This window comes from Streptomyces sp. NPDC002092 (assembly GCF_053593775.1).
On sequence record NZ_JBSFDG010000017.1, the window covers coordinates 103290 to 129242 of the forward strand.

The following is a 25953-nucleotide window of genomic DNA, read 5'->3' on the forward strand; positions in this document are numbered from 1 at the left end:
CGGGGAGTTCACGATGATTCCCCGGCTTCCGCCGCGCCCTGACGGCCTGTTCGGCCGGCTGTCGGCGCATGACCGGCTGCTGGGCCGAAGCTCACCCGCGGCCTCGGATCGCCGGCGCGATCCAAGGAGCCACCGGCTTCGGCGCGCGCGACCACTTCCTGCCGCATGGGGCAGACGTCCTGGGAGCAGACGGCGGCGGTGGCGGCACTCGACCGGGCACGGGTCCGACCGGATACGGGTCCGACCGGATACGGGTCCGACCGGGTACGGGTCCTGCACCGTGCGCGGATGGGTGAGCCTCACGTATGAGGGAAAGGTGCGAGCGGGTGGCCACCGGCTCTGCACGCGCGCGTACGTCACATCCGCGCCGGGCGGCGGCACGCGCGCGTGGTGGAAATCCGCCGCCGTGGGCGGAATTCGCGCCGGATGCCTGCGCGCGGCCGTCCGCCCGCCTACGCTCAGCCCGTGCTGCGCATCACCGACGCCCGAACCGGCGAGTCCGTCGACGCCGCCCCGGCCCGCCGGGGGCTGACCCGGGTCGAAGCCCATGTACCGGATTTCCACACCGGCGCCCTGCGGGTGCTGCTGGTCGCCGACCTCCTCGTGCGGGCCCTGGAACTCGGCGGCACCCCGGTGTGGGGAGTGCTGACCGCTGAACGGGGCCAGGCGGAGCTGCGGTCCGTGGCGGCCGCCCTCGGCATCAGGCCCTTCGAGGACCGGCGGGACGTCGGTCCAGGACTGGGCGAGGCCCAGGTACTGCACGTCGTGGGGGAGGGCGGCGCGACACCCGACGGCGTCCGGGTCGCCGTCGCCCCCGTCGACTCGGAGGCACCCGGAACCACCGAGGGCGCAGACCCGGCCGCCCTGCGCCTTGCCCTGCTCTCCCGGCGCCGGAGCACACCCCTGCAGCTCGACGCGGCCGCCCTGGACGAGGCCCGTGACACCCTCGCACGCTGGCGCCGGGCGGTCGCCGCCTGGGCGCGGCAGCCGTCGCGGCCGATTCCCGACGAGGCCCGCGCCCGCCTGCGTACCGCCTGGGAGGACGACCTGGACGTCCCCTCCGTGCTCGACGTGCTGACCTGGGTGGAGACCGAGTCCAGGCTGCCGGACGGCGCCCGGTTCGAGACGTACGCCTACGCGGACCGGCTGCTCGGCCTGGAACTCACCCGCGACCTCGGATCGCCGGCGTGATCGCGCGTGCCGGAGCCGGCCCGCTGCGCCGCCTGGTGGTGCTGCGGCACGCCAAGTCGGCCTGGCCGGAGGGCGTCCCCGACCACGAACGCCCGCTCGCCCCGCGCGGCCGCCGTGACGCACCGGCCGCGGGACGCGCCCTCGCCGAGGCCGACTGCCTGCCGGACCTCGCCCTGTGCTCCACCGCCCTGCGTGCCCGGCAGACCTGGGAACTGGCCTCGGCCCAGTGGGGCACACCGCCGCCGGTACGCCGTGATCCGCGGCTGTACGCCGCCGACGTGTCCGACCTGCTGACCGCCGTGCACGAGGTGCTTGCCGAGGTCGAGACGCTGCTCCTGGTCGGGCACAACCCCGGCCTTGAGGAACTCGTCCTGGAACTGGCCGGCGACAGCCTCGACGACGCCCTGGACGAGGTGCGGCTGAAGTTCCCGACCTCGGCGATCGCGGTACTGGCCTGGCACGGACCCGCCTGGGAGGCGCTCGCCCCGGGCACGGCACTGCTGACGAGCATGCTCGTGGCGCGGGGCAGGAAGGACGGCAGGAAGAAGGACGGCGGCCAGCAGGACTGAGACCCGGCCCGGGGTGCCGAGCGGTCCGCCGTACTCGACCTGGGCACCGACCGGGCTCAGCGGCCGGTCTTCCCGTCGGGTGAGCCGCCCGCCCCTCCGGCGCGGGCGAGCGCACGCGCGCCGCATAGGCTGGCCGGATGCAGGACGAGTACCGCACGGTCGCCCACGCGGGCGTGCACGAGACCGAGGTCAACCGCTCGCGCTTCCTGTGCGCCCTGGCGCCGGCGGCCACCGAGCAGGAGGCCCAGGACTTCATCGCCGCCGTGCGCAAGGAGCACGCGGACGCCACCCACAACTGCTGGGCCTACGTCATCGGCGCCGACGCCTCCGTCCAGAAGGCCAGCGACGACGGAGAACCGGGCGGCACCGCGGGCGTCCCCATGCTGCAGATGCTGCTGCGCCGGGAGATGCGGTACGTCGTCACCGTCGTCACCCGCTACTACGGCGGCGTCAAGCTCGGCGCGGGCGGACTCATCAGGGCGTACGGCGGCGCGGTCGGCGAGGCCCTGGACACCCTCGGCACCCTCACCCGCCGCAGGTTCCGGCTGGCCACGCTGACCGTCGACCACCAGCGCGCCGGCAAGGTCCAGAACGACCTGCGTGCGACGGGCCGCGAGGTGCGTGACGTGCGCTACGGCGAGGCGGTCACCATCGAGGTCGGCCTGCCGGACTCCGATGTGGACGCCTTCCGGGCCTGGCTCGCGGACGCGACCGCCGGGACGGCCGGGTTCGAACTCGGCGGGGAGGCCTACGGGGACGCCTGAAGACCGGTACGAAAGGGGCGTAACGGATCGGTGCGGGACGGGGTATGACGGGCTGATACGGGAGTAACCGACCGTGATGTCAGACCCGGCCGTTAGGGTCGGGGATCATGAGCGCCAACAGCGCGCTGCGGGAAGCCACCGCCCTGACCCGGGCGCTCACGGCCGCGGTGGGCGCAGTCGGGGGACGCTGTCGCGGAACGCGGCGGCGTGCTTGTCGATCTCCTGGGGGTCCGGCTCCAGTGAGGCGGCGCTCAGCAGTTCCCGGTAGTGCTCCTCCAGCTCCGTGAGGGTGTGGACGGAGGAAGCGGTGCCGGCGGGGGAGAAGTCGACGCGGACGTCGCCGTCCTCGACGACGAAACGGCCCACCGCCCCGCAGGTGCCGCATTCGGCGCGGGGGCCGCGCAGCACGATCAGGTCGAGGTGGCATATCGGGCAGGTGCCGGGCTCGCCCAGGAACCGGACCTCGTCGTGGGGCAGGCCGAGCTGCCGGGCAACGGCGCCGCCCAGCCGCTCGGCGCGCCGTACGGCCGCCGGGTCGGTGGCTATGCCGCCCAGGCCGCCGGGGGTGGGGACTTCCATCTGGTCGGCGACGGCCATGTGCAGGGGGAAGGCCAGGGCGTGCATTGTGGGCAGGGTCAGCGTGCGCCAGTGGGGTGAGGGGCAGCCGCCCACGGCGATGAAGCCGGCCACGCGCGGCTTGAGGACCCGTGGGTCGGGGGCCGTGTCGAGGCCCAGCAGGCCGCTCGTCTCCTTCTGTTCGGCCCGGCCGTGTTCGCGGTGGGCGAGGGCCTCACGGACGAAGACCACGTCCGTGCGCGGACCGAAGGCGCGGTCGATGAGGAGCTTCAACGCGCCCGGTGCGCTGCGGGTGTAGGTGGGGGAGCTGACGATCACGCCGTCCGCGTCGAGCAGCCGGTCGCAGAACCAGGCCGCGTCGTCCGGGGCGTCCGCGGTGGCGCCGGTCACCAGGGACAGGTCGGTCAGCCGTACCAGCTCGACGGTTGTCCCCTCGCGCGCGGCCGCGGTGAGCGCGGCCTTCAGCAGTACCTCGGCACTGCCGTCCTCCTGCCCGCAGGCAAGTCCGAGCAGACGCATCGACGACACCTCTCTGTGTTCGGGATGGGGGTCGGTCCGCCGGGCCACGCGGGCTCCGGCGGACCGGACGGGAGCGGATGGTGGGGCGGTCAGCCGCGCAGGGTGGCGGCCAGCCAGTCGGCGCTGCGAGTGATGATCTCGGGGAAGTGGTGCGAGAGGATCTCGTAGTGCTGGCCCGGGTACTCGATGACCTCCTTCGGGTCGGGGATCCGCTCGTACATCTCGCGGGCCTCCTCGACGGGAGCGACGGTGTCCTTGGAGGCGAGGATCATCAGGACCGGGGCTGTGATGCGTTCGGCGTAGGCACGCACCTCTATCTCGAAGATGCGGTCGAGGGTGGAGATGGTGATCTCGTTCCGGAAGCTGGGCAGCTGGTGGATCATGTTTTCGACGAATTCCAGACCCTCCTGGTCGCTGAACATGACCGGGTCCCCGGGTTCCGGCACGCCGTGCAGGCGGATACTTGCGGCCGGCTCGCCGCGCAGCTGGGCCTGGCGGTCGGCGGGGATGAGAGCTTCCAGTTCTGCGAGTGTGTCGGTTGGTTGGAGGGTGCGCGCGCTCCAGCCGCTGACCGGGGGGATGATGCTGACGACGGCTTTGACCCGGCGGTCGGTGGCGGCCGTGAAGAGGGAGTTGGCGCCCCCGATGCTGATGCCCCACAGCGCGATGCGGTCGGCATCGACGTCCTCGCGCAGGGTCAGATGGGTGATGACGTCGCGCAGGTCCCGGCACTGCTGCCAGGGGTCGAACTGCTGACGGGGCTCGCCGTCGCTGTAGCCGGTGTTGCGGTGGTCGTAGACCAGACAGGCCAGACCGGCGTCGGTGAAGCCCCGGGCCATGGCGAACATGGATTCCGCGGGACCGCCCAGGCCGCCCTGGAGGATGGCGACGGGTGGGCGTTCGGGGCCGTCGGCCGGGCGGAACAGTTTGCCCCGCAGGGTCAGTTCCGACACGCGGAACTCGATGTCTTCGGTGACGGGCATGGTTCTCCTCGTGGTGCGGCTCGTGGCGGGGTGGCGGCGATCAGGTGCGGCTGACGGGGAGGTCGTCGGGCAGGAAGTCGACGTCGGCGGCCCGCGGGTCGGCGGAGGCGCGCAGGATGGGGAAGACCTCGGCGCGCATTTCGGTCTCGTACTCGGCCACGGCCTCCGCCACGGGTGTGCCGCCGTGGGCGGCGCGGTCCAGGGCCCGGGCGAGAGCCGCGGCATCGCGCAGTGCCGTGTTGGCGCCGGAGCCGAACGAGGGAGGCATGGCGTGGATCGCGTCACCGAGCAGGGTGATCCGGCCGGCCGGCCAGGGGTCTGCCGGCTGCAGGTGACGCATGGACACCGGGAAGATCGTCGACGCGTCGACGTGCTCGACGAGACCGGCCAGGGCGGGATCCCAGCCCCGCACCGCGGTGCGCATCAGCGCGTGCAGGGTCTCGGCGGAGCTGTGCCACAGGTCGGGAGCATCGGCTGCGACAGGACTGCCGGGCGGCAGGCCGAGGTTGACCATGATGTACGGAGCGACGGGATCGACGGGGGCACCGGGCGCGAGTTCGGCCACCGCCTCGGCGACCGGCCGGCGCGGCCGGTACACGCCGTACGCGAACATCGCGCCGTTCGGTCCCGCGGCGACGGCGAAACCGTCGAACAGTGCCTCGGGCAGGCTCGCCGCCAGATCGTCGGTCAGCGGTGCCGTGGAGTACAGGCCGCGCATGCCGGTGTCCACGACCGCAACGTCGGGCAGCAACTGCCTGCGCACGACGGAGTTGATGCCGTCGGCGCCCACCAGTACGTCCCCGGTCTCGCTCGTGCCGTCGTCGAGCAGCACCCGCACCTTCTCGCCGTCCGTCTCGAAGCCGGTGACGGTGCTGTCGTAGCGGACGACGTCCTCCAGGCCCAGGCCCATGATCTGGCGCAGCGTGCGCCGGTTGACCGCCGTGTGGGGCCGCCGCGGGTCGTTGGGCGGGCCGATGTGGGGGCGGGCGCCGAGTTCGCGGGCCTGGTGGTCGATCATGACCATGACCTCACGGCGCGGTGTCTCGCGCGAGGTCTGCATGTACAGCTCGAAGAGGTTGTCGGGCAGGCACTGCTGGAGAGCACGGCCACCGGCGCCGTTCATGTGCAGGCGGTAGCCGGCCCGCCCGATGCCCGGCGCGCTCTCGTGGACGGTGCAGCTGATGCCCGCGCGGCGAAGACCCTGCGCCAGACAGAGCCCTCCCATGCCTCCGCCGGCGATCAGGACATGGAACGACGGCATAGCGCCTCCTTGATGGGCTCGGAACACCTGCATCGATCGGTGCAGGCCCGAGAACGCGAACGTCTGGACTGGCGGCGGTCTGTCTGACACGAGGTTCCGCCGAGCCGTGTCACCACTCTTGCGTCGACCCTGGGATCAGGGAAGCCGAAATCACCTATGCTCGACATAGACAGAGCTGATGATCATTCGAGGCGGGTGCCGTGACTCTGGACCTCAACCTGCTGCCGCCGCTGGACGCGCTTCTCCAGGAACGCAGCGTGACGCGGGCCGCACAACGGCTCGGCCTGAGCCAGCCCTCGCTGAGCGCAGCCCTGGCGCGGCTGCGCCGGCACTACAACGACGAACTCCTCGTCAGGGTGGGCAACAGCTACGAGCTGACCCCGCTGGCGGAACGACTGGTGGAACACACCGAGCAGGCCCTGAGCTGGGCGGACCGGGTCCTGCAGACGCGCCCCGACTTCGACCCCACCCAGGCCCGGCACGAGTTCGCCGTGATCATGGCGGACTGCCAACTGCCCACGTTCGGGCGAGCTTTGGCCGACCTGGTCCGCACCGCCGCGCCGAACGTGCGGCTGCGGTTCCAGCACAGCACCGAACGGGTCGTGCAGCAGGCGCTGGACAACCTGCGCACGGTGGACGCCCTCGTCCTGCCCCAGGGCATCCTGTCGAACATCCCCACCTTCGACCTGTACAAGGACCGTTGGGTGTGCGTGGTGTCCGCCGACCGCGCCCCGGCCGTCCTCGGGCGGGAGGAACTGGCGGAACGCCCTTGGGTGTTGCCCTACCGTCACCCGTCGCCGGTCTTCTCCCCCCTGAACCGCCTGCATGCCGAGGGCATCGAACCGCACGCGGAGATCGTCACGGAGAACTTCCTGGCCATCCCCCACCTGGTCGCGGGGACCGACCGGATCGGCCTGATGCCCGAACGGGTCGCGATCCCCACGCTCTCCGGACAATCGATCACCGTCGTCCAACCTGCCTTCGAGATCGGCCACTTGGTGGAGTCCCTGTGGTGGCATCCCCTCCATGAGCGGGAACCGGCCCACATATGGCTGCGCCGCATGGCCGCTCAGGCCGGGCAGGCAGTCGAGAGCGGCCCTATGGTTTAAATCTGTAACATCATGCTAGCCTGTCCTCCCGGGCGCCACGGACATCGCCCCGACGCTGGTCCCCTGGGCGGCGCTCGGCGGGATAGCGCTCGCGGGCGGTGGTTCGGTGGTCCACCTGCGCCGGTCCGAGACCCAACTCGCCGCCGTGAACGTCGTCTACATAGCCCTGCTGGCCCTGATTGCCTGGGGCCGCTTCGGCCCGTACGCCTTCTGACGACCCGAGACCGGGCCGGCCACCGTTCCACACGCTGACGTACCGACCTCACTCTCCGGTGACGTCGGTGTGGCCCGGTGTGTCGTGTTCGTTGTGCGCCGACCTCGACATCTTCAGGCTGACCGCCGACTACACCGGCATCGACAGCCCGGTCGCCAACCCGTGGCCCAGCACCTACCGCGAGGCCCCGGCGCTGTTCGAGCGAAGCGGCGTCTAATAGCGGTACGGTCGATGACTCGCAGCACAGCGGCAGGTGCGTCGACGTCTCGGACAACTCCGCCGCCGACAGCGCGGTCGTCCTCCAGTGGGACTGCAAGAGGATGTCGCCCCAGTGGTACCGAGGTACCACTGCGATGCCGAAGTGTCCCCCCTGGTCCCAGGGATGCGGCCCGTTCCGTACCCAGCTTTGAGACACGCGCTCCGGACCGGCCGGAGCGGCGGGAGCGGATCGGGATCAACCCATGATTGAAGTAAGCGAGTTGACCAAACGGTATGGGGACAAGACCGCGGTGGACCGGCTGAGCTTCAGTGTGAGACGGCGCGGTCGCCGCGCAGAAGCTGCAGACGGGCCTGACCGCCAACCCGGACATCAAGGGCGTCTACATGGGGTCCAGCTTCGCCCTCCCCGGCACCCTCCAGGTGCCCAAGCGGAAGTGCCTGATGGTCGGTCCGAAGGACCCGAAGCACGTGTTCGTCGTCTCCAAGGGCGGCCGCGGACGTCCAAGGAGTACCCGGCGAACCTGCAGCGGGTGAAGCCGCCGTGGCGGCTGACGTTGCCGGCCACGCTGTGCCATGTCCGGCAGACGGAGATCCCCGACTCGCTGGTGGACCTGTTCATCCAGCACCTGTTTGAAGATCGATGCTTCGCCCGATACGAGTCGCAGGAGAGGGCGTGTGACCCGTAGTTGATCCTGCTCACGCAAAGGGCGTGTGTGAGAGGTGCAAGACCCTGCCTTGCGGATCACGGGGGCGGGGTGTAGCCGCGGCTGTGGACGAGGTTGTGGGCGAGCTCGGTGAAGGCTTGGGTGACAGCGCTGCGGTAGGCGCCTTCGCGGTGCAGGAGGGTGACCGTGCGGGACGGCACGGGCGGGTCGCGGGGAACGGGGGTGAGGTGGCGGTCGCCGAAGACCGGGGTGTTCAGCTGCAGTTCGTGTCCGGGGTGGAAGGTCTGCGTCCAGCGCAGGCTCCAGCCGGGCGCGAAGGTCGTCTGCGCTCCGGAGTAGTCACCGGCCGGCGCCTCGTCCCGCACGGACGCCAGCCGGTCCGCGATCACCGGGGGCGACATGGTGCGGGTGCCGTTGGGCAGGACGAACCGGAGGTGGTTGAAGATGACCTTCTCCAGCGTCGGCGCACCGTAGTAGACGGCTCCGTACTCACCGTTGCCGGTCACGAACCCGTCGGGCCACGCCGACGCGGTGGCGGTGTCGTAGATGCCCCGGTCGGGGAGCGTGACCTGGGGCGGCACGGCGGCGGCCGCCCGGCCGGCGCAGAGACCGGGCAGTGCCACGGCTCCGGCGGTCATGGCGGCGCCGGTCAGAAACCGTCTGGGGTCGAGCTGCAGGTCGTGAAGCCCCCATGGCACTGATCCTTTGCGTGTCGGCGGAGGGCGGAAGCGATGGAGGCGTGGGCGTGGTGCCGGGCCACCGTGCGGCCCGGCACCACGGTCCGCCGCATCAGAGCGCGACGAGTTGCCAGTCCTGGTTGGCGGCGTCGTTCATGGGCCACTGGATCACATAGGCGCTGTCGGCGGTCGAGCCGTCCTTGACGTCGGCGCACCATCCGGTGTGAACGTTGACGAGCCGGTAGTAGCCGCTGGTCTTGGAGGGGACCAGCGTCCACGACTGGTTGTCGGCCGAGGCGTCGGTCGCCTGGTCGAGGAGGGCGCCCTGGGCGGAGCCGCTGGGGCTCTCCAGGGCCTTGCCGCTCTTGAGGCAGATCAGCCGGTAGGAGCCGTCGGTGTTCGGCAGCAGCTTCCACTGCTGGTTGGTGCTGCTGGTTCCGCCCCAGGGGTACTGGATGATGTTGGCGCCGTCGAGGGCCGAGGCGTCCTTGACGTCCATCACCTTGCCGCTGTTGCGGTTGACCAGCTTGAAGGTGCCCAGGTCGGCGCCGAAGGGCCGGTCGTAGACCTCCAGGCCGCGGACGGAGGCCCACACGCCGGAGGGCAGGCCGGTGACCGTGACCCTGACGTACCGCGCCTGCGCCTGGAAGACGGCGACCTGGACCTGGCTGGTGCTGGTCGTCGCCGTGTTGTCGACGAGAGTGGTCCAGGTGGTGTTGTCCGTGGAACCCTCGATCCTGTACCGGTAGTTGGTCTTGTCCAGCTCCCAGGCGATGCGGGTGCCGGTCAGGGAGCGGGTGGAGCCGAGGTCGACCTTCAGCCAGTGGCCGGTGTTGCCGTTGTTCGCGCACCAGCGGGTGGCGGTGGACCCGTCGACGGCCTTGGCGGCGTAGTTGCCCTTGGAGCTCTCCTCGCTGTCGGCGGTCGCGGTCCTGCCGGCGGCGATGTCGGCCGGCTGCACGGACCGGTCCAGGGTGACCCCCACGACGCTGTCCTGGGGGTGGGTGGTGCGGTCGATGCCGTTGACCGTGACCCGGCCGTCACCGGCGACCGTGTACGACAGGTTGGTGCCGGAGCGTACGTCGAACACGCGGGTGACCTTGGCGTCCCCGATCGACTGGGTGGTGAAGGCGGTGCCGCTGTAGCCGGGCAGGAGGTGGATGTAGAAGGTGTCGTCCTTGTAGGTGAAGCCGTACTGGCCGTCGACGGGGTTCCAGGGGCCGCCGCGGGTGCCGTAGACGGACTGGCCGCAGGCGGTCATGAAGGTGCCGATCTGGCGCAGCAGGTTCGCCTGGCCCGAGGAGACGGTGCCGTGCCGGTCCGGGCCGACGTTGACCATCGCGGTCATGTTGCGCACCCAGCAGTTGACCAGGATGTTCATCGCGATGCCGTAACTCATCACCTTGTTGTCGGAGTTGTAGCCCCAGGAGCTGCCGACGGTGAAGACCTTCTCGACGAGGTTGCCGGTGCGTATCGCCCCGGTGGGTACTCCGGGACCTTCGTCGTTGAGGTAGTCGCCCATCCAGCCGGACCGCAGGTTGGCGACGATGTCGGGCTGGTGCTTGCGCACCATGCCCATCAGACCCAGCGGCTTGCCACTGGCGTCGTTCTCGCCGTAGGCGGCGTCCACCGGCCACTGGTTGGCGGTGTCCCGGTACTGGCCGGGCTCCCAGAAGAACGCCGCGTCGGCGTCGCTGCCCTTCTCCGCCAGCCAGCCGCCGTCCCACCACAGGTCGTCGATGACGCCGTACTGGGTGACCAGCTCCTTGACGGACTCGTACACCTCGGTCTTCATGATCCGCGCGTTCTCCTTGTGCGCGGGGTCGGTGGTGTAGTTCCAGGGGTTGGTCGCGCAGTCGGTGCCGGTGACGTCGTAGTAGCCGGGATAGCGCCAGTCGATGGGGGAGTAGTAGAGGCCCACCTTCAGCCCGGCCGCCCGCACCGCCGCCACGTAGTCCTTGACGAAGTCCCGGTTCAGCGGGGCCTGCCCGGAGCTCCAGGCGTTGGGATGGTTCAGCGGCCACAGCGCGAAACCGTCGTGGTGACGCGTCGTCAAGGTCACGTACTTCGCCCCGAAGTCCTTGGCCAACTGCGCCCACGCGGCGGGGTCGTAGGCATCCGCGGTGAACTGCTCGCTCGTGGCGTCGGTGACGTACTTCCGGTAGTCGGAAGGCGTGATGGGGGCGTTGTGCATCCACCACTCACCCTTGGCGGGGCCCGAGTACACACCCCAGTGGATGAACATGCCCAGCTTGGCGTCCTGAAGCCACTGGATCTTGGAATCCGGCTGCTGCTCGAGGCCCAGATCGGTCTTGGGGATGCGCAGGGGCGGGAGTGGCAGAGGGGCGGCGACCGTTGCGGCGTAGGCGGGCGTGGTCAGTGCGACCGAGCCGACCGTGGCGGCCACCGTCACGGCCGCCATGCCGGCGAGCACCGATCTACGTGAGATGGATTCCGGCAACGTGGTTCCTCCTGTTTGATCGTGAGATGGGCGCCCGGGGTTGGCGACCTTGAGTCAGGCGGCAGCGCTGCTCGACCGGTGAGTCCGGGGAGCCATGAGAGTCCCGCTCTCCTCTGACTCCGCCCGAATACATTGGATGGATTAACGAATACGCATGGCGCTTCTGTCCAGGGTTGTGACGCAAGTTTTCTGAACCGAGCCTGAGTGAACCCTGTGAGTGCCTCGGTGATCGAGCTAGACATGGGATGTATTCGAAAGGATGGTTCAGGTGCAGATCCAAGGTCGGCTTCACTCGAAGCGTTGACGAGGCACCTGTCGAGCCCTACCGTGCTCCAGCAGAAACGCACACCTTCTGACATTTATCCAAGTCCCCGGGTGGATGAGCCGCCACCTTCGAGGAGCCGAACCCGGCGCCGGCCCCCGCCCTCCGCCGGCTTTCGACGAAGGAATCCCCATGCTCCGTCGTATCTGCTTGCTTCTGTCGGCCGTCCTCATGGGCGCGCTCGGGGTCGTGGCCACCGGTGCGCCCGCACTGGCCGCCTCGGTCACCGTGACCAACGCGACCCAGTTCACCGACACCACCGGTGCCGTGGTCCACGCCCACGGCGGTGGCGTCATCAAAGTCGGCTCCTACTACTACTGGTTCGGCGAGAACCGCAACGCCGACAACTCCTTCAAGTACGTCTCGGTCTACCGGTCGACCGACCTGAAGACCTGGGAGTTCCGCAACAACGTCCTCACGCGGAGCAGCGCGGCCGAACTCGCCTCCGCCAACATCGAGCGGCCCAAGGTCATCTACAACAGCACGACCGGCAAGTACGTCATGTGGATGCACAAGGAACTGGCCACCGACTACACCCAGGCCCGCGTCGCCGTCGCCGTGTCGGACACGGTCGACGGCACCTACACCTACCTGGGCAGCTTCCGGCCGCTCGGCATCACCTCACGGGACATGACCCTCTACAAGGACACCGACGGCTCGGCCTACCTGGTCTCCTCCGCCAACGAGAACGCCGACCTCGACATCTTCAAGCTCACCGCCGACTACACGGGCGTCGACGGCCTGGTCGCCAACCCGTGGCCCGGCACCTACCGCGAGGCTCCGGCGCTGTTCAAGCGGGGCGGCGTCTACTTCATGCTCACCTCGGGCAACAGCGGTTGGAAGCCCAACCAGCAGCAGTACGCCACGGCAACCACCCTCGCCGGCCCGTGGACGGCCATGACGGACGTCGGCAACGACACCGCCTACGGCTCCCAGACCGCCTACGTCCTCCCCGTCCAGGGCACCTCGGGCACCTCGTACATGTACATGGGCGACCGCTGGGGCAACTCCTTCGGCGGCACGGTCGAGGACTCGCAGTACGTCTGGCTGCCGCTGACCTTCCCGACCAGCACGACCATGGACCTGCCGTGGTATCCGCAGATCGCCATCGACACGGCGGCCGGAACCGTAACGGGCGTGGGCGGCGGCCCGTACTACAACCTCGTCGCCCGGCACAGCGGCAGGTGCGTCGACGTCTCGGACAACTCCGCCGCCGACAGCGCGGTCATCCTGCAATACGACTGCAACGGCGGCCTCAACCAGCAGTGGCGTCTGAGCGACGTCGGCGGCGGCTACGTCCAGGTCATCGCCGAGCACAGCGGCAAGTGCATGGACGTGTCAGGTGCCTCCACCGCGGACGGCGCCTACGTCAACCAGTACAAGTGCACCACCGGCACCAACCAGCAGTGGCTCTTCCAGGACCAGGGAGCTACTTCCACCTCGTCGCCCGGCACAGCGGCAAGTGCCTGGACGTGAAGGACGCCTCCACCGCGAACGGCGCCCGTCTCATCCAGTGGCCCTGTGGCACCGGCACCAACCAGCAGTTCCTGCAGCGCACCGCCTGACCGCCCGGACGCCGTGGTCAAGGCCCTGTCTCACCGCGTCCGTCGCTCGCGCCGTCCAAGTGGCCGCCGTGTTGGTGGTGGCGTACGCCGGAGGCGGAACGCAGCCGCTGAGTAGCAGGGCGGCCACGGCACCGTCCGTCTGATCCGGCAGTCGAGCCGATGCAGGACCCTTCGAAGGGTTGGGGTGGGGTCGGCGTCGGCGATCCGGTAGCCGTAAGGTGGTCGCCCGCCGAGCTAGCGGCCCTGGAGCTGGGCCTGGGAGCTCATGGCGGTGCGCACGCGGATCTTGATGCGGTTGCGTTCTCCCTTGCTCATGCCGCCGAAGACGGACATGACGAGGTCGTGGGTCTCGTTGTCCGGGTCGATCGGGCCGCCGACAGATCCACACCAGCCCCATGACCGGCGGCTTCAAGATGGTGGATCTTCATCAGTTTCCGGCGATGCCCTGTTCCGGTGGCCAGGCAGGTCGCGCCCCGGCTACGCGCCAGGGCGACGGTCACGGTCGGTCGCAGGACCGGAAGACGCAAGGTGCCCGCGACCATCCCGACGCTGGCGCGGGTCGCCACCCGTGGCCTCTCGCCCAGGACCTACACGGACATCCCCCACCATGTCTTCACCAGCCCGCGCCGCGTCCGGATGATCGAGATGGAGTACGCCGTCCCCCAGGAGGCCACCCTCGACGCCCTGCGCGAACTAGTTCACCGCCCTGCGCGACCGACTGGACCGTGAGCGGCGCTTCACCAACCCGTATCTGCGAAGGGTGCTGGGAGAGTGACCGAGCCGCTCCAGGACGCGTAGGGCCGCTGCTCCCCGTCCGGCCAGTAGCTTTCATATCGGATACGGTGTTGCTGTTATGGTGCCGACTGAGGGGATAGGACGTAGCGTGGCAGCAACCGATCCACAGCGAGCGGGCGCCGCACCGGCGCGGCGTTCCCCCGGGCGCCCTCCCATGCCGTTGGAGCGCATTGTTTCCACGGCCCTGCAGATCGTGGACGAGGAGGGCGCCGACGCTCTGTCGATGCGGACGCTGGCCCAGCGACTGGGCTCGGGCACGGCGACGCTGTACCGGCACTTCGACAATCGGGCGGCGCTGACTGCGCATGTCGTGGACCGCATGTTCGGTGCCGTGGAACTGGACGGCGACGAACTTCGCGCGATGGCCTGGCAGCAGGCACTACGGACGGCCGCGCACGCCATGTTCGACGCCTTGTCCCGCCACCAGAACGCGGCACGCCTGATGGTCGAGCAGGTTCCCCTGGGGCCGAAGGCGATGGCAGTGCGGGAGCGCTGTGTCGCGGTGTTGCTCGACAGCGGCTTCCGGCCGCGGCTGGCCGCGCATGCCTATGCGACCCTGGCCCGCTACGTCCTCGGATTCGCCGTCCAGGTCAACCGCCACGAGGGAGCGGACCAGTCCGAGGACGCGCAGGCGGCGGCCGTCTTCCAGAGGGTGGATCCGGATCTGTTCCCGGCCACCCTCACCGTTGCCTCCGAGATGCCCGTTCCGATCGAGGAGGAGTTCTCCTTCGGCCTCGACCTTCTTCTCAGTGGACTCGAGCGCCTACGCGGCGAGGGCTGACCGAACAAGCGATGTGCGCCTCGGCCATCCTCGGCTGCAGAGACAGAACTGGACTGCTCCGTTTGGCAGATCCTGTTCCGCGATGACTGCCGCGGTGACGTCGAGGCGACGGGCGAGCCTTCGCGTGCTCAGGTTCTCGATGCCGCCGTCGTCCAAGAGCACGATGGCGGTCTGTACGATCCGCACCTGGTGCAGCGCCGGGCGGGGCAGCCCCACGGTGGCCGACCTGGGACTGATCACGTCGCGTTCTCCTGTAGGGGCGGCAGCGGTGCGCGGCTCCGGGGCGAGTGGCCCACGGCCGAGGCGGAACGGGCAGTCATGAACGTCGGCGCGCGGTTCGTGCTTCGGGGCCGTTTCGTGTGTCAGGCGTGGCTGTGTGCAGGGCTGATGCTGCGCAGCAGCCGCTGTCCGGAGTCCCGGAGCTGGTTCTTGAGTTCATCGATGCCGGGTGCGAGCAGAGCGTGATCGCGTTTGCGCCAGGTGCCGGCGACCATCACTGCTTCGACGTTGGCGATGTCGGCGTGCAGGGCGGTGGCGACGGGGTCGTGTGCGGGCCACAGGTTGAGTGCACGGGCGTCGACGGCGACGAGGTCGGCCTGCATGCCGACCTGGATCTGGCCCACCTGGTCGGCCAGGCCCAGTGCCCTCGCCCCTTCGACCGTGGCCCAGGCCAGTGCTTGTTTGGCAGTCACGGAGGCCGTGTTGGCGTGCATGCCGGTCGTCTCCCGGTACTGGGCGTGGTCCAGGCTGCGCTGATGGGCGAGGGCGATGCGGGCCGCGGTCAGGAGGTTGCCCGGTACGGCAGTGTCGATGTCCGTGCCCAGGGAGGGCGCCGCGCCCAGGCGCAACAGGGCCCCGGTGACGGGGGTGCCGTGACCCTGGCCCAGTTCGTTCTCCGGGGTGGCGGTGAAGGTGACGCCCGCCTCGACGAGCATCTCGGTCCAGGCGTTGGGCAGATCGGCTCCGTGTACGACGTTGGTCAGGCGGCCGAACAGCCCGGAGGCCCGCACGGCCTCCCAGCCGGGGGAGAGTTCTCCGCCGCTCTGGTGCATCGAGACGACGAGACCGCGGTCTGCGCCGGCTCGGAAGTCGGCCACCGCCGTCTCCGGCGAGGAATACTGCGGCCCCTGCAGAGCCATGCCCAGGGTCAGGAGGGGATGGTCGCGGACGGGGCCGTCGAGCAGCCGGTCGATCTCGCCGAGCGGATGCGGGGTCTCCGGTGATCGGTAGGGCGTGCCGTGCAGGAAGACGGCTCGGATCCCCGCCTGGGCCAGTCCCTCCACGGCGGCGTCGGCGTGCTCGGGCGAGAGGGCGTTGTGACACCAGTCGCCGAGGGTGGTCGTACCGCAGTTGATCTGGTTCAGCGCGCCGACCACGTTGCTGATGTGCATGTCGGCCGGGGTGTAGTGGCCGACGCACTCGCCGTGGAGGCGGGTGAGGTACTCCATCAGCGTCCAGTCGGCGCCCGCGGAGCGCAGCGCGCTCTGCCAGGTGTGCAGGTGGGCGTTGACCAGGCCGGGGATGAGGATACGGCCGCCGAAGTCGACGACTTCGGCGCCGGACGCCTCGATGTCCTGGCCGATGGCGGCGATGCGGTCACCGTCGATGAGGATGTCGAGGTGTTCCGCGTCGGGCCGGTCCGGCACCATGCTGATGATCTGCGCTCCGCGCAGCAGCGTGCGGCTCACGCTGCGTCTCCCGAGCCGGGGCTGATGTGGCGCTGCTGGAACATGGTGCGGCTCCTTGCCTACGGCGTCATGGCGCGTGCGGCGGTCTGTGTGGTGGTGAGGAAGTCCGACGTGGCGATGTGCCCGATGTAGCCGTCGGGACGGATCAGCAGCAGCGTGTCGCCGGTCAGGCCGTAGGCACGCTGCAGCGTGTTCTTGTGGTCGGAGAAGGCGAAGCTGTCCGTGGCGACCGGTTCGACGACGAGCCGCTTCAGCTGGGCACCTGATGTGGACCAGGGGAGTCGTTCGAGGTCGCGGGCGGCGCCGGGGCCGTAGGCGAGGGCGGTGAAGTCGGGTCCGCGGATGACGTCGAACAGGCGGGTCCCGGTCCCGTCGGCGCGCAGGAGCTCGGCGTCCGGGGCGCGGTCGCCCACGCGCAGCGTGGCGGTGCGCATGCCGTCGGCCGGGGCGAGCGGGCCGCCGTAGTAGCTCAGGGCGAGTTGCTGCTCGTCCTTGCCCCGCTTCATGCTCGACGGATCGAGCTTGGCGATGCCGCCCCACTTCGCCGTGGACAGACCCAGGACCCCGGCGGCGATCGGCTGCCGCTCCGCCTCGTAGGTGTCCAGCAGTGTCGCGTCCGCCCCGGCGAGGACCTGTCCGAGCTTCCAGCCCAGGTTGTAACCGTCCTGCATGCCGGTGTTCAGACCCTGGGCGCCCGCCGGTGTGTGGACGTGCGCGGCGTCCCCGGCGAGGAAGACATGTCCGCGGCCGTAGCTCTCCGCAAGACGGATGTTGGGCCGGAACACCGACGTCCAGTGGACGTCGTGCAGTTGAATGCGCCTGTCGCGGGTGTGGGCGTGGATCCGCCGAAGGATGTCGTCCTTCTTTGAGGGTGGTTCCTCGTCCGGTGCGAGACGGATCATCCACTGGAACATGTCACTGTGGGGGAGCGGGCAGGCACCGACGAGTTTGCCGCCCAGCCCGGGCCACATGTGCCAACGGTCACGGGCCAGACCGGTCACCGAGGCATCGACGATGAGCACCCGGTCGTTCTCGTGCGTCGTTCCGACGAAACCGACGCCGAGCTGCTTGCGCACCGCACTGGAACCGCCGTCCGCGCCCACGACGTACCGGGCGACGACTTCCTCCGTACCGTCCGCGCCCGCCACCCTGGCGAGCACTGTGTCCCCGCCCTGCGCCAGCTCGGTCAGTTCACAGCCGAACTCGACCTTGAGGCCGAGCTCGCTGAGCCGGGCGTGCAGCGCACGGTCCGTGCGGAACTGAGGGATCAGCCAGGTGTTGGGGTACGGGACGTCAGCGGTCGCCTCTTTGTGGGGGAACATCTTCCATGGCACGGCGAGCGGTCCCGCGTGCAGCCCGAGCTTGGGGTAGGTGCCGCCGCCGGCCAGTACGTCGTCCAGGGCGCCGAGGTCTTCGAGGACTTCGAGGCTGCGGGGCTGGATGCCCTTGGCGCGGGAACCGTCGAAGGCGTGGGGAGACCTGTCGACGATCCGTACTTCGAGGCCCCGGCGTACGAGGTCGATGGCCACGGCGGAACCTGAGGGGCCGGCGCCGATGACCAGTACGTCGACGACCTGCGGGCGGTTCATGAGTCGAGCCTCTCGGCGCGCGCGGCCACGAACGGAGCGATCTGGTCGGCGACGTCGCGGGGCCGTTCGAAGGGAGCCATGTGGCCGCATTCGGCGATGACCTGATGGTGCTGAGGCTTCAGCAGCATGCGCGCCGTGTCGAGGTCAGCCAATGGCGTGACTTCGTCCTCGGCGCCCCACAGCAGGAGCGTCGGAATGCCCAGTGCCCCGGTCTGCCGGAAGAGGCCGTCCCGGCCGGCGACCGGAAGGTGCTGCAGCGTGTCGAAGACCGCGTACAGGGAGCCCTCGAAGCGGAACGCGTCGAGGACCATCTCGGTCAGTTCCGCGCCCAGGTCGGGATCGCGGACGTTGTGTCCGAGGTGTCCTTTGAGTATCTGCAGGCCCCGCCGCCGGGCGATGAGGCCGGCCAGCCAGTCGTTGCGCAGCAGCCGATGCGGGGAGGTCAGCCGCGGTTTGGTGAGACCGGCGGGGCCGACGAGGGTGAGGGTGGAGACGGACGCCGGGCGTTGGGCGGCGTAGGTCATGGAGACCAGGGCGCCCATGGAGGTGCCGACGAGATGCAGGGGCCGTGCCGTCAGACCTAGCCGATCCGTCAGTTCGGCAAGCTGTCGCGCGAACAGGCTCTCGTCGTATCGCGCCCGCACTCGGTCCGAGGAACCGCGGCCGTACGCGCTGCAGGTCAGAGTCCGCAGTCCGCGGGCATTCAGTTCGGAGACGAGGCTGTCCCAGTAGAACAGCGGGATGGTCAGCCCGCCCGCCATCACGACGACGTCCCCGTCCTCAGGTCCTGTCAGCTCGTAGTGGGTGACGCCGTCGGACAGCTCGATGAAACGGCCGGGCATGGCTTGCCGTGCTTCGGCGGTGAGCCGGCGGTCCTCGCCCGATGCGACGAAGTACTTCATGGAACGGGACTCCTTGGCGTCAGTGTGTGGGGGTGCCGGCGGAAGATCCGAGAAACTTGGTGATCGCGTCCGCGACCCATTGGGGTTCCTCTTCTGGCAGAAGGTGACCGCCGTGGGGATGCACCAGCTCCTTGGCTCCGGGGATGTCGCGGGTGAAGTGCTGGCCGTCGATGCTCGCGCTGCGCAGCACGAGCGTGGGCACCGCGATGCGTGAAATCTGTGCGGAGCGGTCGGGCTGGTCGGTGTTGCAGAAGTCGACGAAGGCCGAGCGGTTCCCAGGGCGGCTCATGAGTTCGTAGGCCCGGTCGACCATGGCCTCGTTCACGACGGTCGAACCTGGACCCACCGCCGAGCGGAGATTGCGCTCGATCGCGCCGCGCGGCATCACCCGCCGCAACACGGGTCGCAGCAACGGATTGCGCGTCAGGCGCATGCCCGCCGGTATCGCCTTCTCCGGATACCCGGTGGCATTGACCAGCACCAGGCCGGTCAGCCGCTGAGGGTGGTCCAGCGCGAGGTTCCAGGCGATGTTGCCCCCGAGGGAATTGCCGGCCAGCGCGTAGCGCGGCACCCCCAGCGCCTCCAGCAGACCCGCAACCGTCGCCGTGTAGGTCGGGATGCGGTAGTCGCGGTCCTTGCGAGGGCCGGTCAGGCCGAACCCCGGCAGGTCGGGACGGATGACGTCGAACGACTCCGACAACAGTCCCGCCGCACGGTCGAAGTGCTGCAGTGAGGAAGCGCTGCCGTGCAGCAGGACCAGTGCCGGGCCCTGTCCGGCGCGTTTGTAGTGAATCCGCAGACCGTCCACCACGACGAACCGGGAATCGGGCTGCGGCTCAGACCAGGTGCTCATAATGGTTACAGTGTTGCCGATAATGAGATTCTGTCAAGCGGAGGCCGGTGCGCGGTGTCGCCGAGGGGTCAGCGGCCCAGTGGGATTCGAAGAGCCGGTACGCGCCCTCAAGTCTCGTCCGGCCACAGAGTCACGCCCCAACCTGGCGTTCGGGCAGGGGGTTTGATGGTCGAGCCTGTTGTTCGCCGAGCTTCCCTGATAGGCGAAGTGCCTGCACGCAAGTGCCGGGGCCGGTCGCTCAACGACCGGCCCCGGCGGCTACTCACCGTGTCACAGCCTTACGGCAGGAGCGGGTAGGCGTTCTGCATCAGCTGCTGGAACTGAGCGGAGAACCAGTGCCCCGCCAGCGGTGCGTTCGGCAGGGCGCCGGTGGGGTTGTTGCCGTTGCGGGCGTTGCCGCCGTAGGTGGGGTCGCACATCCGGTCGAAGCCCTTGCCCTCGTCGTTGGAGACGGCGGAGCTGGAGCCGTCGGACTCGCCCGGGGGCTTGACCCAGACGTAGGCGTCGATTCCGGCGGCCGGGGCCGCGGTGGGCCGTTCACCGAGTCCGGCGCCGCTCTGGTTGCACCAGTTCCCGACGTGGATGTGCCGGTCGATGCGGCTGCCGTTGACGTAGTCGTCGACGGAGGTCGTCGGGCCGGGCCCGGTCGGCCGGGCGGAGCCGCCCCAGCCGTCGCGGGAGGTGTCGATCAGCATGCCGAGGCCGGAGTTGACGCCGGCCGCGACCAGCTTGTCCCGCAGCCCCAGGGCGAAGGACTGCTCGTCCACGTACTGGTTCCAGTCGACCCACTTCGACTGGTCGACGGTCTGGCGGGGAGTCGTCCTGACAGCCCGCGGACATCGGCCATGCCAGTGTGTTCGCCGGCCTGACATAAGAAATCCGACCGACAGGGCCGCCCGCCCTGCACCACCAACTTGTGGAGCGGACGGCCATCTGGCGGTTGTGGAGATCGCTACAAGAAACACAGCCGCCCACGTCCAGCCTGACGATCATGCGAGGGCGAGCAGGTCAGCCAGCACGCCGTAGATCATTTACGGGACAAGGCTTGGCGGCGGCCGAGGGGGGCGAGCGATCGGCGTCGGTGAGCTGGCCTACGGCCCCTGACCCCGCCTGCTCTATGTGCCCGGGATGTCCAACCGGGCCTCAGCTCGTTAGCGGTCTCGCAAGGCGAGTACTTTCGGTACGTCGGCAATGAGTGAAAGTCCATTTCCGCCACCGTTCCCTTCCGCCGCCCGGCTCGCGGTACCGGACTGGAGGGCGGCATGCGTTAGCGTGGCGGGTGTTAACGGCGAGCTCCGTGCTGGTTCGTGCTGGTTGTAGAGGTGCAGTGGGGGCAAACGTGCAGGTCAGAGCGATTTCATGAAATTCCTGCACACTTCCGACTGGCATCTTGGCCGGGCGTTCCATCGGGTGAACATGCTCGGGGCCCAGGCCGAGTTCATCGGTCACCTCGTCACGACCGTGCGTGAGCGCGGTGTGGACGCGGTGGTCGTGTCGGGGGACGTGTACGACAGGGCGGTGCCGCCGCTGGCCGCGGTCGAGTTGTACGACGACGCGCTGCACCGCCTCGCCGACCTGGGTGTGCCCACGGTGATGATCTCCGGGAACCACGACTCGGCCCGCCGGCTCGGTGTCGGCGCCGGTCTCATCGGGCGGGCCGGCATCCATCTGCGGACCGAGCCGTCGGCATGCGGAACACCGGTGGTGCTGTCCGACGCCCACGGGGACGTGGCCTTCTACGGGCTGCCCTATCTCGAACCGGCCCTGGTCAAGGACGAGTTCGGCGTGGAGAAGGCGGGACACGAGGCGGTGCTCGCCGCCGCCATGGAGCGGGTCCGCGCCGACCTCGCCACGCGCGCGCGGGGCACGCGTTCCGTCGTCCTCGCGCACGCCTTCGTCGCCGGCGGCGAGGTCAGCGAGAGCGAGCGGGACATCACGGTCGGCGGAGTCGCCGCCGTGCCCGCCGGGGTCTTCGACGGTGTGGACTACGCGGCGCTCGGCCATCTGCACGGCTGCCAGACGATCACCGAGCGGGTGCGCTACTCCGGCTCCCCGCTGCCGTACTCCTTCTCCGAGACCGACCACCGCAAGACCATGTGGCTCGTCGACCTCGACGCCGACGGCTCCGTCACCGCCGAGCGCGTCGACTGCCCCGTGCCGCGCGCCCTGGCCAGGATCCGGGGCACTCTGGAGGAACTGCTCGCCGATCCCGGGCTCGTCCCGGTTGAAGAGGCATGGGTCGAGGCCACCCTCACCGACCCGGTCCGCCCGGCCGATCCCATGGCCCGGCTCACCGAGCGCTTTCCGCACACCCTCAGTCTGGTCTTCGACCCCGAGCGGGCACCGGACGACCCGGACGTGTCGTACGCCAGGCGGCTCGCGGGCCGCAGCGACCAGGAGATCGCCGAGGACTTCGTCGCCCATGTGCGCGGCGCCGGACCCGACGAGCGCGAACAGGCGGTACTGCGGGACGCGTTCGACGCGGTGCGTGCCGATGAGGCCGTGCGGGAGGTGGCTCGATGAGGCTGCACCGGCTGGACATCACGGCGTTCGGGCCGTTCGGCGGCTCCCAGACCGTCGACTTCGACGAGTTGTCGGCCGCCGGGCTCTTCCTGCTGCACGGGCCGACGGGAGCGGGCAAGACGTCCGTACTCGACGCGGTCTGCTACGCGCTGTACGGCTCCGTGCCCGGCGCCCGCCAGAGCGGTCAGGGCCTGGCCCTGCGCAGCGATCACGCGGCATCCGGTACGCGCACCGGGGTGACCCTCGAACTGACCGTCGCCGGACGGCGGTTGGAGGTCACCCGGCAGCCGCCCTGGGAGCGCCCCAAGAAGCGCGGCTCTGGCACGACACTGGAGAAGGCCCAGAGCGGGCTGCGCGAGTACGACGCGACGGCCGGTGCCTGGAAGGACCTCAGCCGCTCGCACCAGGAGATCGGCGAGGAGATCACCCAGCTGCTCGGCATGAGCCGCGAGCAGTTCTGCCAGGTCGTGCTGTTGCCCCAGGGCGACTTCGCGCGCTTCCTGCGTGCCGACGCCGAGGCGCGCGGCAAGCTGCTGGGCCGACTCTTCGACACCCACCGCTTCGCCGAGGTCGAGAAGCGGCTCGCGGAGCGCCGCCGGGCGGCCGAGGCGCAGGTGCGCGAGGGGGACGCCGCACTGCTGGCCGACGCACACCGCATGCAGCAGGCGGCGGACGGCGCGATGGAACTGCCTCGACTGGCGCCGGGGGAGCCCGGGTTGGCGGAAGCCGTCATCAGCGCCGCGGCCGTCGCCCGCAGCACCGCGCGGGAACAGCTGACCGTCGCCCACTGTCGCCTCAGGGCCGTGGAATCGGATCAGGCGGCCGCCGAGCGCGCGCTGGCCGACGTACGCGAAGTGGCCCGGCTGCAGCAGCGGTTCGCCGAGGCGCGCGAGCGCGCCGCACGGCTGGAGGAGCGGGCTGAGTCGCACCGGGAGGCGCAGGCACGCATGGAGCGGGCCCGCAAGGCCGAGGCGGTGGCGCCCGCGCTGGAACTCCGGGAGGCCGCGGAGGCGGAACACCGACGCGCCACACAGGCGGAGGCACGCGCGCGTGCACTCCTGCGGGAAGCCCTCGCCGAGGGGCACGTGGATTTCCGGACGGGCACCTCCGACGCGGGCGCGGCGGGGGCCGCGTGGCCGCGAGATGCCCTCGGTGACGGTGACGCGACGGGGTTCGCGGGGTGGCGGGACACCGGCACGCGCCAGGAGTTGCCAGGCGCGCGTGGTGACACCGCCCCACGCGCGGAGTCGCCCGTTGCTCTCGCCGACGCCGGTGCTGCCGGGCTGGCCGCTGCCGCGCGCCGGGGTGCCGAAGAGCTCGGCGGACTGGAGTCCGCCCGGCGCGCCGAGCAGCGACTGGCCGAACTCGTCGCGGAGCGTGCCGGTCTGGACCGGCAGGAGCGCGCCGACGAGGACGTGCTGCAGGAGGCCGAGGCCTGGCTCGCGGACTGGGAGGCGACCCGCGTGGGCCTTCAGGCCCGCATCGAGTCCGCGCAGGAGGCCGCGACCAGGGCCGAGCAGCTCGGTGTGCAGCGCGAGCCCGCACAGCGCAGGCTCGGCGCGGCCCGCCAGCGCGATCAGCTCGCCCGCGACACCGACGAGGCCCACGCGCGCGTGCTCACCGCCCGCGAACGTGCCACCGAGGCCCGCGCCCACTGGCTGGACCTCAAGGAACAGCGCCTGAACGGCATCGCGGCCGAGCTGGCCGCGAGCCTCACCGACGGCGAACCGTGCGCCGTCTGCGGAGCCACCGAGCACCCCGCCCCCGCGCGCAAGGTCGCCGGGCATGTCGACCGCGAGGCCGAGGAGCGCGCCCTCGTCGCCTACCAGCGCGCCGACGAACAGCGCGCCGAGGACGAGCGGCGCCTCGGCGTCGTACGAGAGGCGCTTGCCGCCGCGACGGCCGAGGCGGGCGACACGCCCACGGCCCGACTCGTCGAAGAGGTCGAGGAGCTGGAGCGGCTGTACGCGCAGGTCCGCGGTGCCGCTTCCGACCTGTACCCGGCGAGCGAGCAGCTGCGACGGGCGGAGCAGGAGCACGAGCGGCGGACGGCGGTGCGGCAGGAGGCCGCGGTCAGGGCCGCCTCGCGGGTGGGCCACCGCGAGCGGCTCGACCGCGAACGGAGCGACCTGGAAGGAGAGTTGGCGCAGGCGCGCGGCACGGCTCAGAGCGTGGCCGCGCGGGCCGCGCAGCTGGAGCGGCAGGTCGCGCTGCTCACCGAGGGCGCCGAGACCGCGCGGGTGGCCGAGGACACCGCCCAGCGGCTCAAGGACGCCGACGCCCGGCTCGCCGACGCCGCCTTCCGCGCCGGTTTCGACACCCCGCAGGCCGCGGCCGCCGCACTCCTGGACGACGCCGCCCACCGCGAACTCCAGCGCCGTCTGGACGCCTGGCAGTCCGAGGAGGCAGCTGTGCGCGCCGTTCTGGCCGAGCCGGACACCGCGGCCGCAGCACAGCAGCCGCCCGCCGACCTCGCCTCGGCGGAACGGGCCGCCGCCGACGCGGCCCAGCGGCTGCGCGACGCCGCCTCCGCACGTGACGCGGCCGTCCGCCGCTGCACCGAACTCGACCGGCTCTCCGCCAGGTCCGCCGCGGGCGTACGGCGGCTTGCCCCGCTGCGCGAGGAATACGACCGGGTGGCACGCCTGGCCTCCCTCGCCGCCGGTACCTCCGCGGACAACGAGCGGAAGATGCGCCTGGAGTCCTACGTGCTGGCGGCCCGCCTTGAACAGGTGGCCGCCGCCGCGACGGTGCGGCTGCAGCGCATGTCGTCCGGGCGTTACACCCTCGTCCACTCCGACGACCGGACCGGACGTGGCCGCAGCGGTCTCGGACTGCACGTCGTCGACGCATGGACCGGACGTGAGCGGGACACGGCGACGCTGTCGGGCGGCGAGACGTTCTTCGCCTCCCTGGCGCTCGCCCTCGGCCTCGCGGACGTCGTCACCGACGAGGCCGGCGGAGTCCGCCTGGACACCCTCTTCATCGACGAGGGCTTCGGCAGCCTCGACGACCAGACCCTCGACGAGGTCCTCGACGTGCTCGACTCGCTGCGCGAGCGCGACCGCAGCGTCGGCATCGTCAGTCATGTCGCCGACCTCAGACGCCGTATCCACGCGCAACTGGAGATCGTCAAGGGGAGATCGGGCTCGGTGATCCGGCAGCGAGGTCAGTGACCCAGGGGCCGCCGGGGCAGCGGGGACGAGTAGACGACGCTCGTGGTCACCGAGCCGAGCGCGCCGATCTTGCCCGACACCTCCTCCAGGTGACGCATCGAGCGGGCGGCGACCTTGATGACGAAGCAGTCGTCGCCCGTCACATGGTGGGCCTCGAGGATCTCGGGCGTCACGGCGACCAGGTCGTGGAAGGGCTTGTAGTTGCCGTTCGGATAGCGCAGCCGTACGAACGCGAGGATCGGCAGTCCCAGCCGCTCGGGGTCCACCACGGCGGCGTACCCCTGGATGACGCCCGCCTCCTCCAGGCGGCGCACCCGTTCGGTGACCGCGCTCGGCGACATGGAGACGGCGCGTGCCAGCTCGGCGAAGCTGGCCCGGCCCTCACGCTGGAGGACGTCGAGGATGCGCCAGTCGGTGGCGTCCGGGGAAAACGCGGTCATGGCGCAGAAATAGCAGGGGAATCCACGGCCGGGCAAGGCGCAGGCCGGTGAACACCCCTTCTGGGAGATCATCGGCGCCCGTAGATTTCTGGCCGTAGCGACAACCTCGGA

General features: G+C 70.3%; 18 protein-coding genes and 5 pseudogenes. 12 read left to right on the forward strand and 11 right to left on the reverse strand.

Going from position 1 to position 25953, the window contains the following annotated elements:
• Positions 1 to 426 precede the first annotated feature (426 nt).
• The 3 genes from ACWCRD_RS34035 to ACWCRD_RS34045 all read left to right on the forward strand — a co-directional run bounded on the left by ACWCRD_RS34035 (position 427) and on the right by ACWCRD_RS34045 (position 2524).
• Complete coding sequence (locus tag ACWCRD_RS34035; protein ID WP_450969585.1) at positions 427 to 1191, forward strand: hypothetical protein; 765 nt, start codon at positions 427 to 429, stop codon at positions 1189 to 1191.
• Positions 1188 to 1760: a SixA phosphatase family protein gene (locus ACWCRD_RS34040; RefSeq protein ID WP_450969586.1), complete on the forward strand. Its 573-nt coding sequence runs from the start codon at positions 1188 to 1190 to the stop codon at positions 1758 to 1760. The genes ACWCRD_RS34035 and ACWCRD_RS34040 overlap by 4 nt, the downstream gene beginning before the upstream one ends.
• Before the next feature lie 137 nt (positions 1761 to 1897).
• Positions 1898 to 2524, forward strand: a complete 627-nt coding sequence (locus ACWCRD_RS34045) for a YigZ family protein (RefSeq protein WP_450969587.1) — start codon at positions 1898 to 1900, stop codon at positions 2522 to 2524.
• A gap of 156 nt (positions 2525 to 2680) precedes the next feature.
• Here ACWCRD_RS34045 and ACWCRD_RS34050 read toward each other — a convergent pair whose 3' ends face one another.
• The 3 genes from ACWCRD_RS34050 to ACWCRD_RS34060 form a co-directional block, all read right to left on the reverse strand.
• Positions 2681 to 3619 carry a flavodoxin family protein gene (locus ACWCRD_RS34050; protein ID WP_450969588.1) on the reverse strand — a complete coding sequence of 313 codons (939 nt, stop codon included), beginning with the start codon at positions 3617 to 3619 and terminating at the stop codon, positions 2681 to 2683.
• A gap of 89 nt (positions 3620 to 3708) precedes the next feature.
• A complete protein-coding gene (locus ACWCRD_RS34055) occupies positions 3709 to 4602 on the reverse strand; it encodes an alpha/beta hydrolase (RefSeq protein WP_450969589.1) in 894 nt (297 codons plus the stop codon).
• Between the two features lie 40 nt (positions 4603 to 4642).
• Positions 4643 to 5863, reverse strand: coding sequence for an FAD-dependent oxidoreductase (locus ACWCRD_RS34060; RefSeq protein ID WP_450969590.1), 1221 nt, complete (start codon positions 5861 to 5863; stop codon positions 4643 to 4645).
• A gap of 200 nt (positions 5864 to 6063) precedes the next feature.
• Here ACWCRD_RS34060 and ACWCRD_RS34065 point away from each other — a divergent pair, with 200 nt between their 5' ends.
• From ACWCRD_RS34065 to ACWCRD_RS34080, 4 genes and pseudogenes are all read left to right on the forward strand, one after another.
• Positions 6064 to 6972 (forward strand): LysR family transcriptional regulator, encoded by a 909-nt coding sequence (locus ACWCRD_RS34065; RefSeq protein ID WP_450969591.1) that lies wholly within the window; start codon positions 6064 to 6066, stop codon positions 6970 to 6972.
• Between the two features lie 37 nt (positions 6973 to 7009).
• Positions 7010 to 7186 (forward strand): annotated as a pseudogene (locus tag ACWCRD_RS34070) (DoxX family protein); the annotation flags it as partial.
• 79 nt (positions 7187 to 7265) lie between these two features.
• On the forward strand, positions 7266 to 7403 hold the full coding sequence (locus ACWCRD_RS34075; RefSeq protein WP_450969674.1) for a hypothetical protein: 138 nt from the start codon (positions 7266 to 7268) through the stop codon (positions 7401 to 7403).
• Between the two features lie 317 nt (positions 7404 to 7720).
• Positions 7721 to 7897: pseudogene (locus ACWCRD_RS34080) on the forward strand (sugar ABC transporter substrate-binding protein); the annotation flags it as partial.
• 250 nt (positions 7898 to 8147) lie between these two features.
• Here ACWCRD_RS34080 and ACWCRD_RS34085 read toward each other — a convergent pair.
• A complete protein-coding gene (locus tag ACWCRD_RS34085) occupies positions 8148 to 8768 on the reverse strand; it encodes a glycoside hydrolase N-terminal domain-containing protein (protein WP_450969592.1) in 621 nt (206 codons plus the stop codon).
• A gap of 91 nt (positions 8769 to 8859) precedes the next feature.
• Positions 8860 to 11208: an alpha-L-fucosidase gene (locus ACWCRD_RS34090; protein WP_450969593.1), complete on the reverse strand. Its 2349-nt coding sequence runs from the start codon at positions 11206 to 11208 to the stop codon at positions 8860 to 8862.
• A gap of 454 nt (positions 11209 to 11662) precedes the next feature.
• On the opposite strand from ACWCRD_RS34090, the pseudogene ACWCRD_RS34095 reads away from it, so the two are divergent.
• The 3 genes and pseudogenes from ACWCRD_RS34095 (at position 11663) to ACWCRD_RS34105 (ending at position 14671) form a co-directional block, all read left to right on the forward strand.
• Positions 11663 to 13095: pseudogene (locus tag ACWCRD_RS34095) on the forward strand (RICIN domain-containing protein).
• Positions 13096 to 13617: 522 nt separating this feature from the next.
• Positions 13618 to 13791, forward strand: a pseudogene (locus tag ACWCRD_RS34100) (D-arabinono-1,4-lactone oxidase); the annotation flags it as partial.
• 253 nt (positions 13792 to 14044) lie between these two features.
• Positions 14045 to 14671 (forward strand): TetR/AcrR family transcriptional regulator C-terminal domain-containing protein, encoded by a 627-nt coding sequence (locus ACWCRD_RS34105; RefSeq protein WP_450969594.1) that lies wholly within the window; start codon positions 14045 to 14047, stop codon positions 14669 to 14671.
• Positions 14672 to 15033: 362 nt separating this feature from the next.
• On the opposite strand, the gene ACWCRD_RS34110 is transcribed toward ACWCRD_RS34105, so the two are convergent.
• The 5 genes and pseudogenes from ACWCRD_RS34110 to ACWCRD_RS34130 form a co-directional block, all read right to left on the reverse strand.
• Positions 15034 to 16359 carry an amidohydrolase family protein gene (locus ACWCRD_RS34110; protein WP_450969595.1) on the reverse strand — a complete coding sequence of 442 codons (1326 nt, stop codon included), beginning with the start codon at positions 16357 to 16359 and terminating at the stop codon, positions 15034 to 15036.
• 59 nt (positions 16360 to 16418) lie between these two features.
• Positions 16419 to 17948: an FAD-dependent oxidoreductase gene (locus ACWCRD_RS34115; protein WP_450969596.1), complete on the reverse strand. Its 1530-nt coding sequence runs from the start codon at positions 17946 to 17948 to the stop codon at positions 16419 to 16421.
• The gene (locus tag ACWCRD_RS34120) at positions 17945 to 18850 is read right to left on the reverse strand and encodes an alpha/beta fold hydrolase (protein ID WP_450969597.1); all 906 of its coding nucleotides are present in this window, start codon (positions 18848 to 18850) and stop codon (positions 17945 to 17947) included. The genes ACWCRD_RS34115 and ACWCRD_RS34120 overlap by 4 nt, the downstream gene beginning before the upstream one ends.
• 19 nt (positions 18851 to 18869) lie before the next feature.
• A complete protein-coding gene (locus ACWCRD_RS34125; RefSeq protein ID WP_450969598.1) occupies positions 18870 to 19703 on the reverse strand; it encodes an alpha/beta fold hydrolase in 834 nt (277 codons plus the stop codon).
• 278 nt (positions 19704 to 19981) lie between these two features.
• A pseudogene (locus tag ACWCRD_RS34130) lies at positions 19982 to 20512 on the reverse strand (glycoside hydrolase family 6 protein); the annotation flags it as partial.
• Between the two features lie 550 nt (positions 20513 to 21062).
• Here ACWCRD_RS34130 and ACWCRD_RS34135 point away from each other — a divergent pair.
• A complete protein-coding gene (locus tag ACWCRD_RS34135; RefSeq protein WP_450969599.1) occupies positions 21063 to 22226 on the forward strand; it encodes an exonuclease SbcCD subunit D in 1164 nt (387 codons plus the stop codon).
• A complete protein-coding gene (locus ACWCRD_RS34140; RefSeq protein ID WP_450969600.1) occupies positions 22223 to 25402 on the forward strand; it encodes an AAA family ATPase in 3180 nt (1059 codons plus the stop codon). The genes ACWCRD_RS34135 and ACWCRD_RS34140 overlap by 4 nt, the downstream gene beginning before the upstream one ends.
• Here the strand turns inward: ACWCRD_RS34140 and ACWCRD_RS34145 are convergent.
• The gene (locus ACWCRD_RS34145; protein ID WP_390700192.1) at positions 25396 to 25842 is read right to left on the reverse strand and encodes an Lrp/AsnC family transcriptional regulator; all 447 of its coding nucleotides are present in this window, start codon (positions 25840 to 25842) and stop codon (positions 25396 to 25398) included. The two genes, ACWCRD_RS34140 and ACWCRD_RS34145, sit on opposite strands and share 7 nt — an antisense overlap.
• Positions 25843 to 25953 lie beyond the last annotated feature (111 nt).

What these genes read in the sequence shown, in the direction of transcription:
- ACWCRD_RS34035 (WP_450969585.1), top strand. Translation starts at nt 427, where the DNA reads ATGCCTGCGCGCGGCCGTCCGCCCGCCTACGCTCAGCCCGTGCTGCGC.
- ACWCRD_RS34045 (WP_450969587.1), top strand. Translation starts at nt 1,898, where the DNA reads ATGCAGGACGAGTACCGCACGGTCGCCCACGCGGGCGTGCACGAGACC.
- ACWCRD_RS34050 (WP_450969588.1), bottom strand. Translation starts at nt 3,619, where the DNA reads ATGCGTCTGCTCGGACTTGCCTGCGGGCAGGAGGACGGCAGTGCCGAG.
- ACWCRD_RS34055 (WP_450969589.1), bottom strand. Translation starts at nt 4,602, where the DNA reads ATGCCCGTCACCGAAGACATCGAGTTCCGCGTGTCGGAACTGACCCTG.
- ACWCRD_RS34060 (WP_450969590.1), bottom strand. Translation starts at nt 5,863, where the DNA reads ATGCCGTCGTTCCATGTCCTGATCGCCGGCGGAGGCATGGGAGGGCTC.
- ACWCRD_RS34105 (WP_450969594.1), top strand. Translation starts at nt 14,045, where the DNA reads ATGCCGTTGGAGCGCATTGTTTCCACGGCCCTGCAGATCGTGGACGAG.
- ACWCRD_RS34115 (WP_450969596.1), bottom strand. Translation starts at nt 17,948, where the DNA reads ATGAACCGCCCGCAGGTCGTCGACGTACTGGTCATCGGCGCCGGCCCC.
- ACWCRD_RS34120 (WP_450969597.1), bottom strand. Translation starts at nt 18,850, where the DNA reads ATGAAGTACTTCGTCGCATCGGGCGAGGACCGCCGGCTCACCGCCGAA.
- ACWCRD_RS34125 (WP_450969598.1), bottom strand. Translation starts at nt 19,703, where the DNA reads ATGAGCACCTGGTCTGAGCCGCAGCCCGATTCCCGGTTCGTCGTGGTG.
- ACWCRD_RS34135 (WP_450969599.1), top strand. Translation starts at nt 21,063, where the DNA reads ATGAAATTCCTGCACACTTCCGACTGGCATCTTGGCCGGGCGTTCCAT.
- ACWCRD_RS34140 (WP_450969600.1), top strand. Translation starts at nt 22,223, where the DNA reads ATGAGGCTGCACCGGCTGGACATCACGGCGTTCGGGCCGTTCGGCGGC.
- ACWCRD_RS34145 (WP_390700192.1), bottom strand. Translation starts at nt 25,842, where the DNA reads ATGACCGCGTTTTCCCCGGACGCCACCGACTGGCGCATCCTCGACGTC.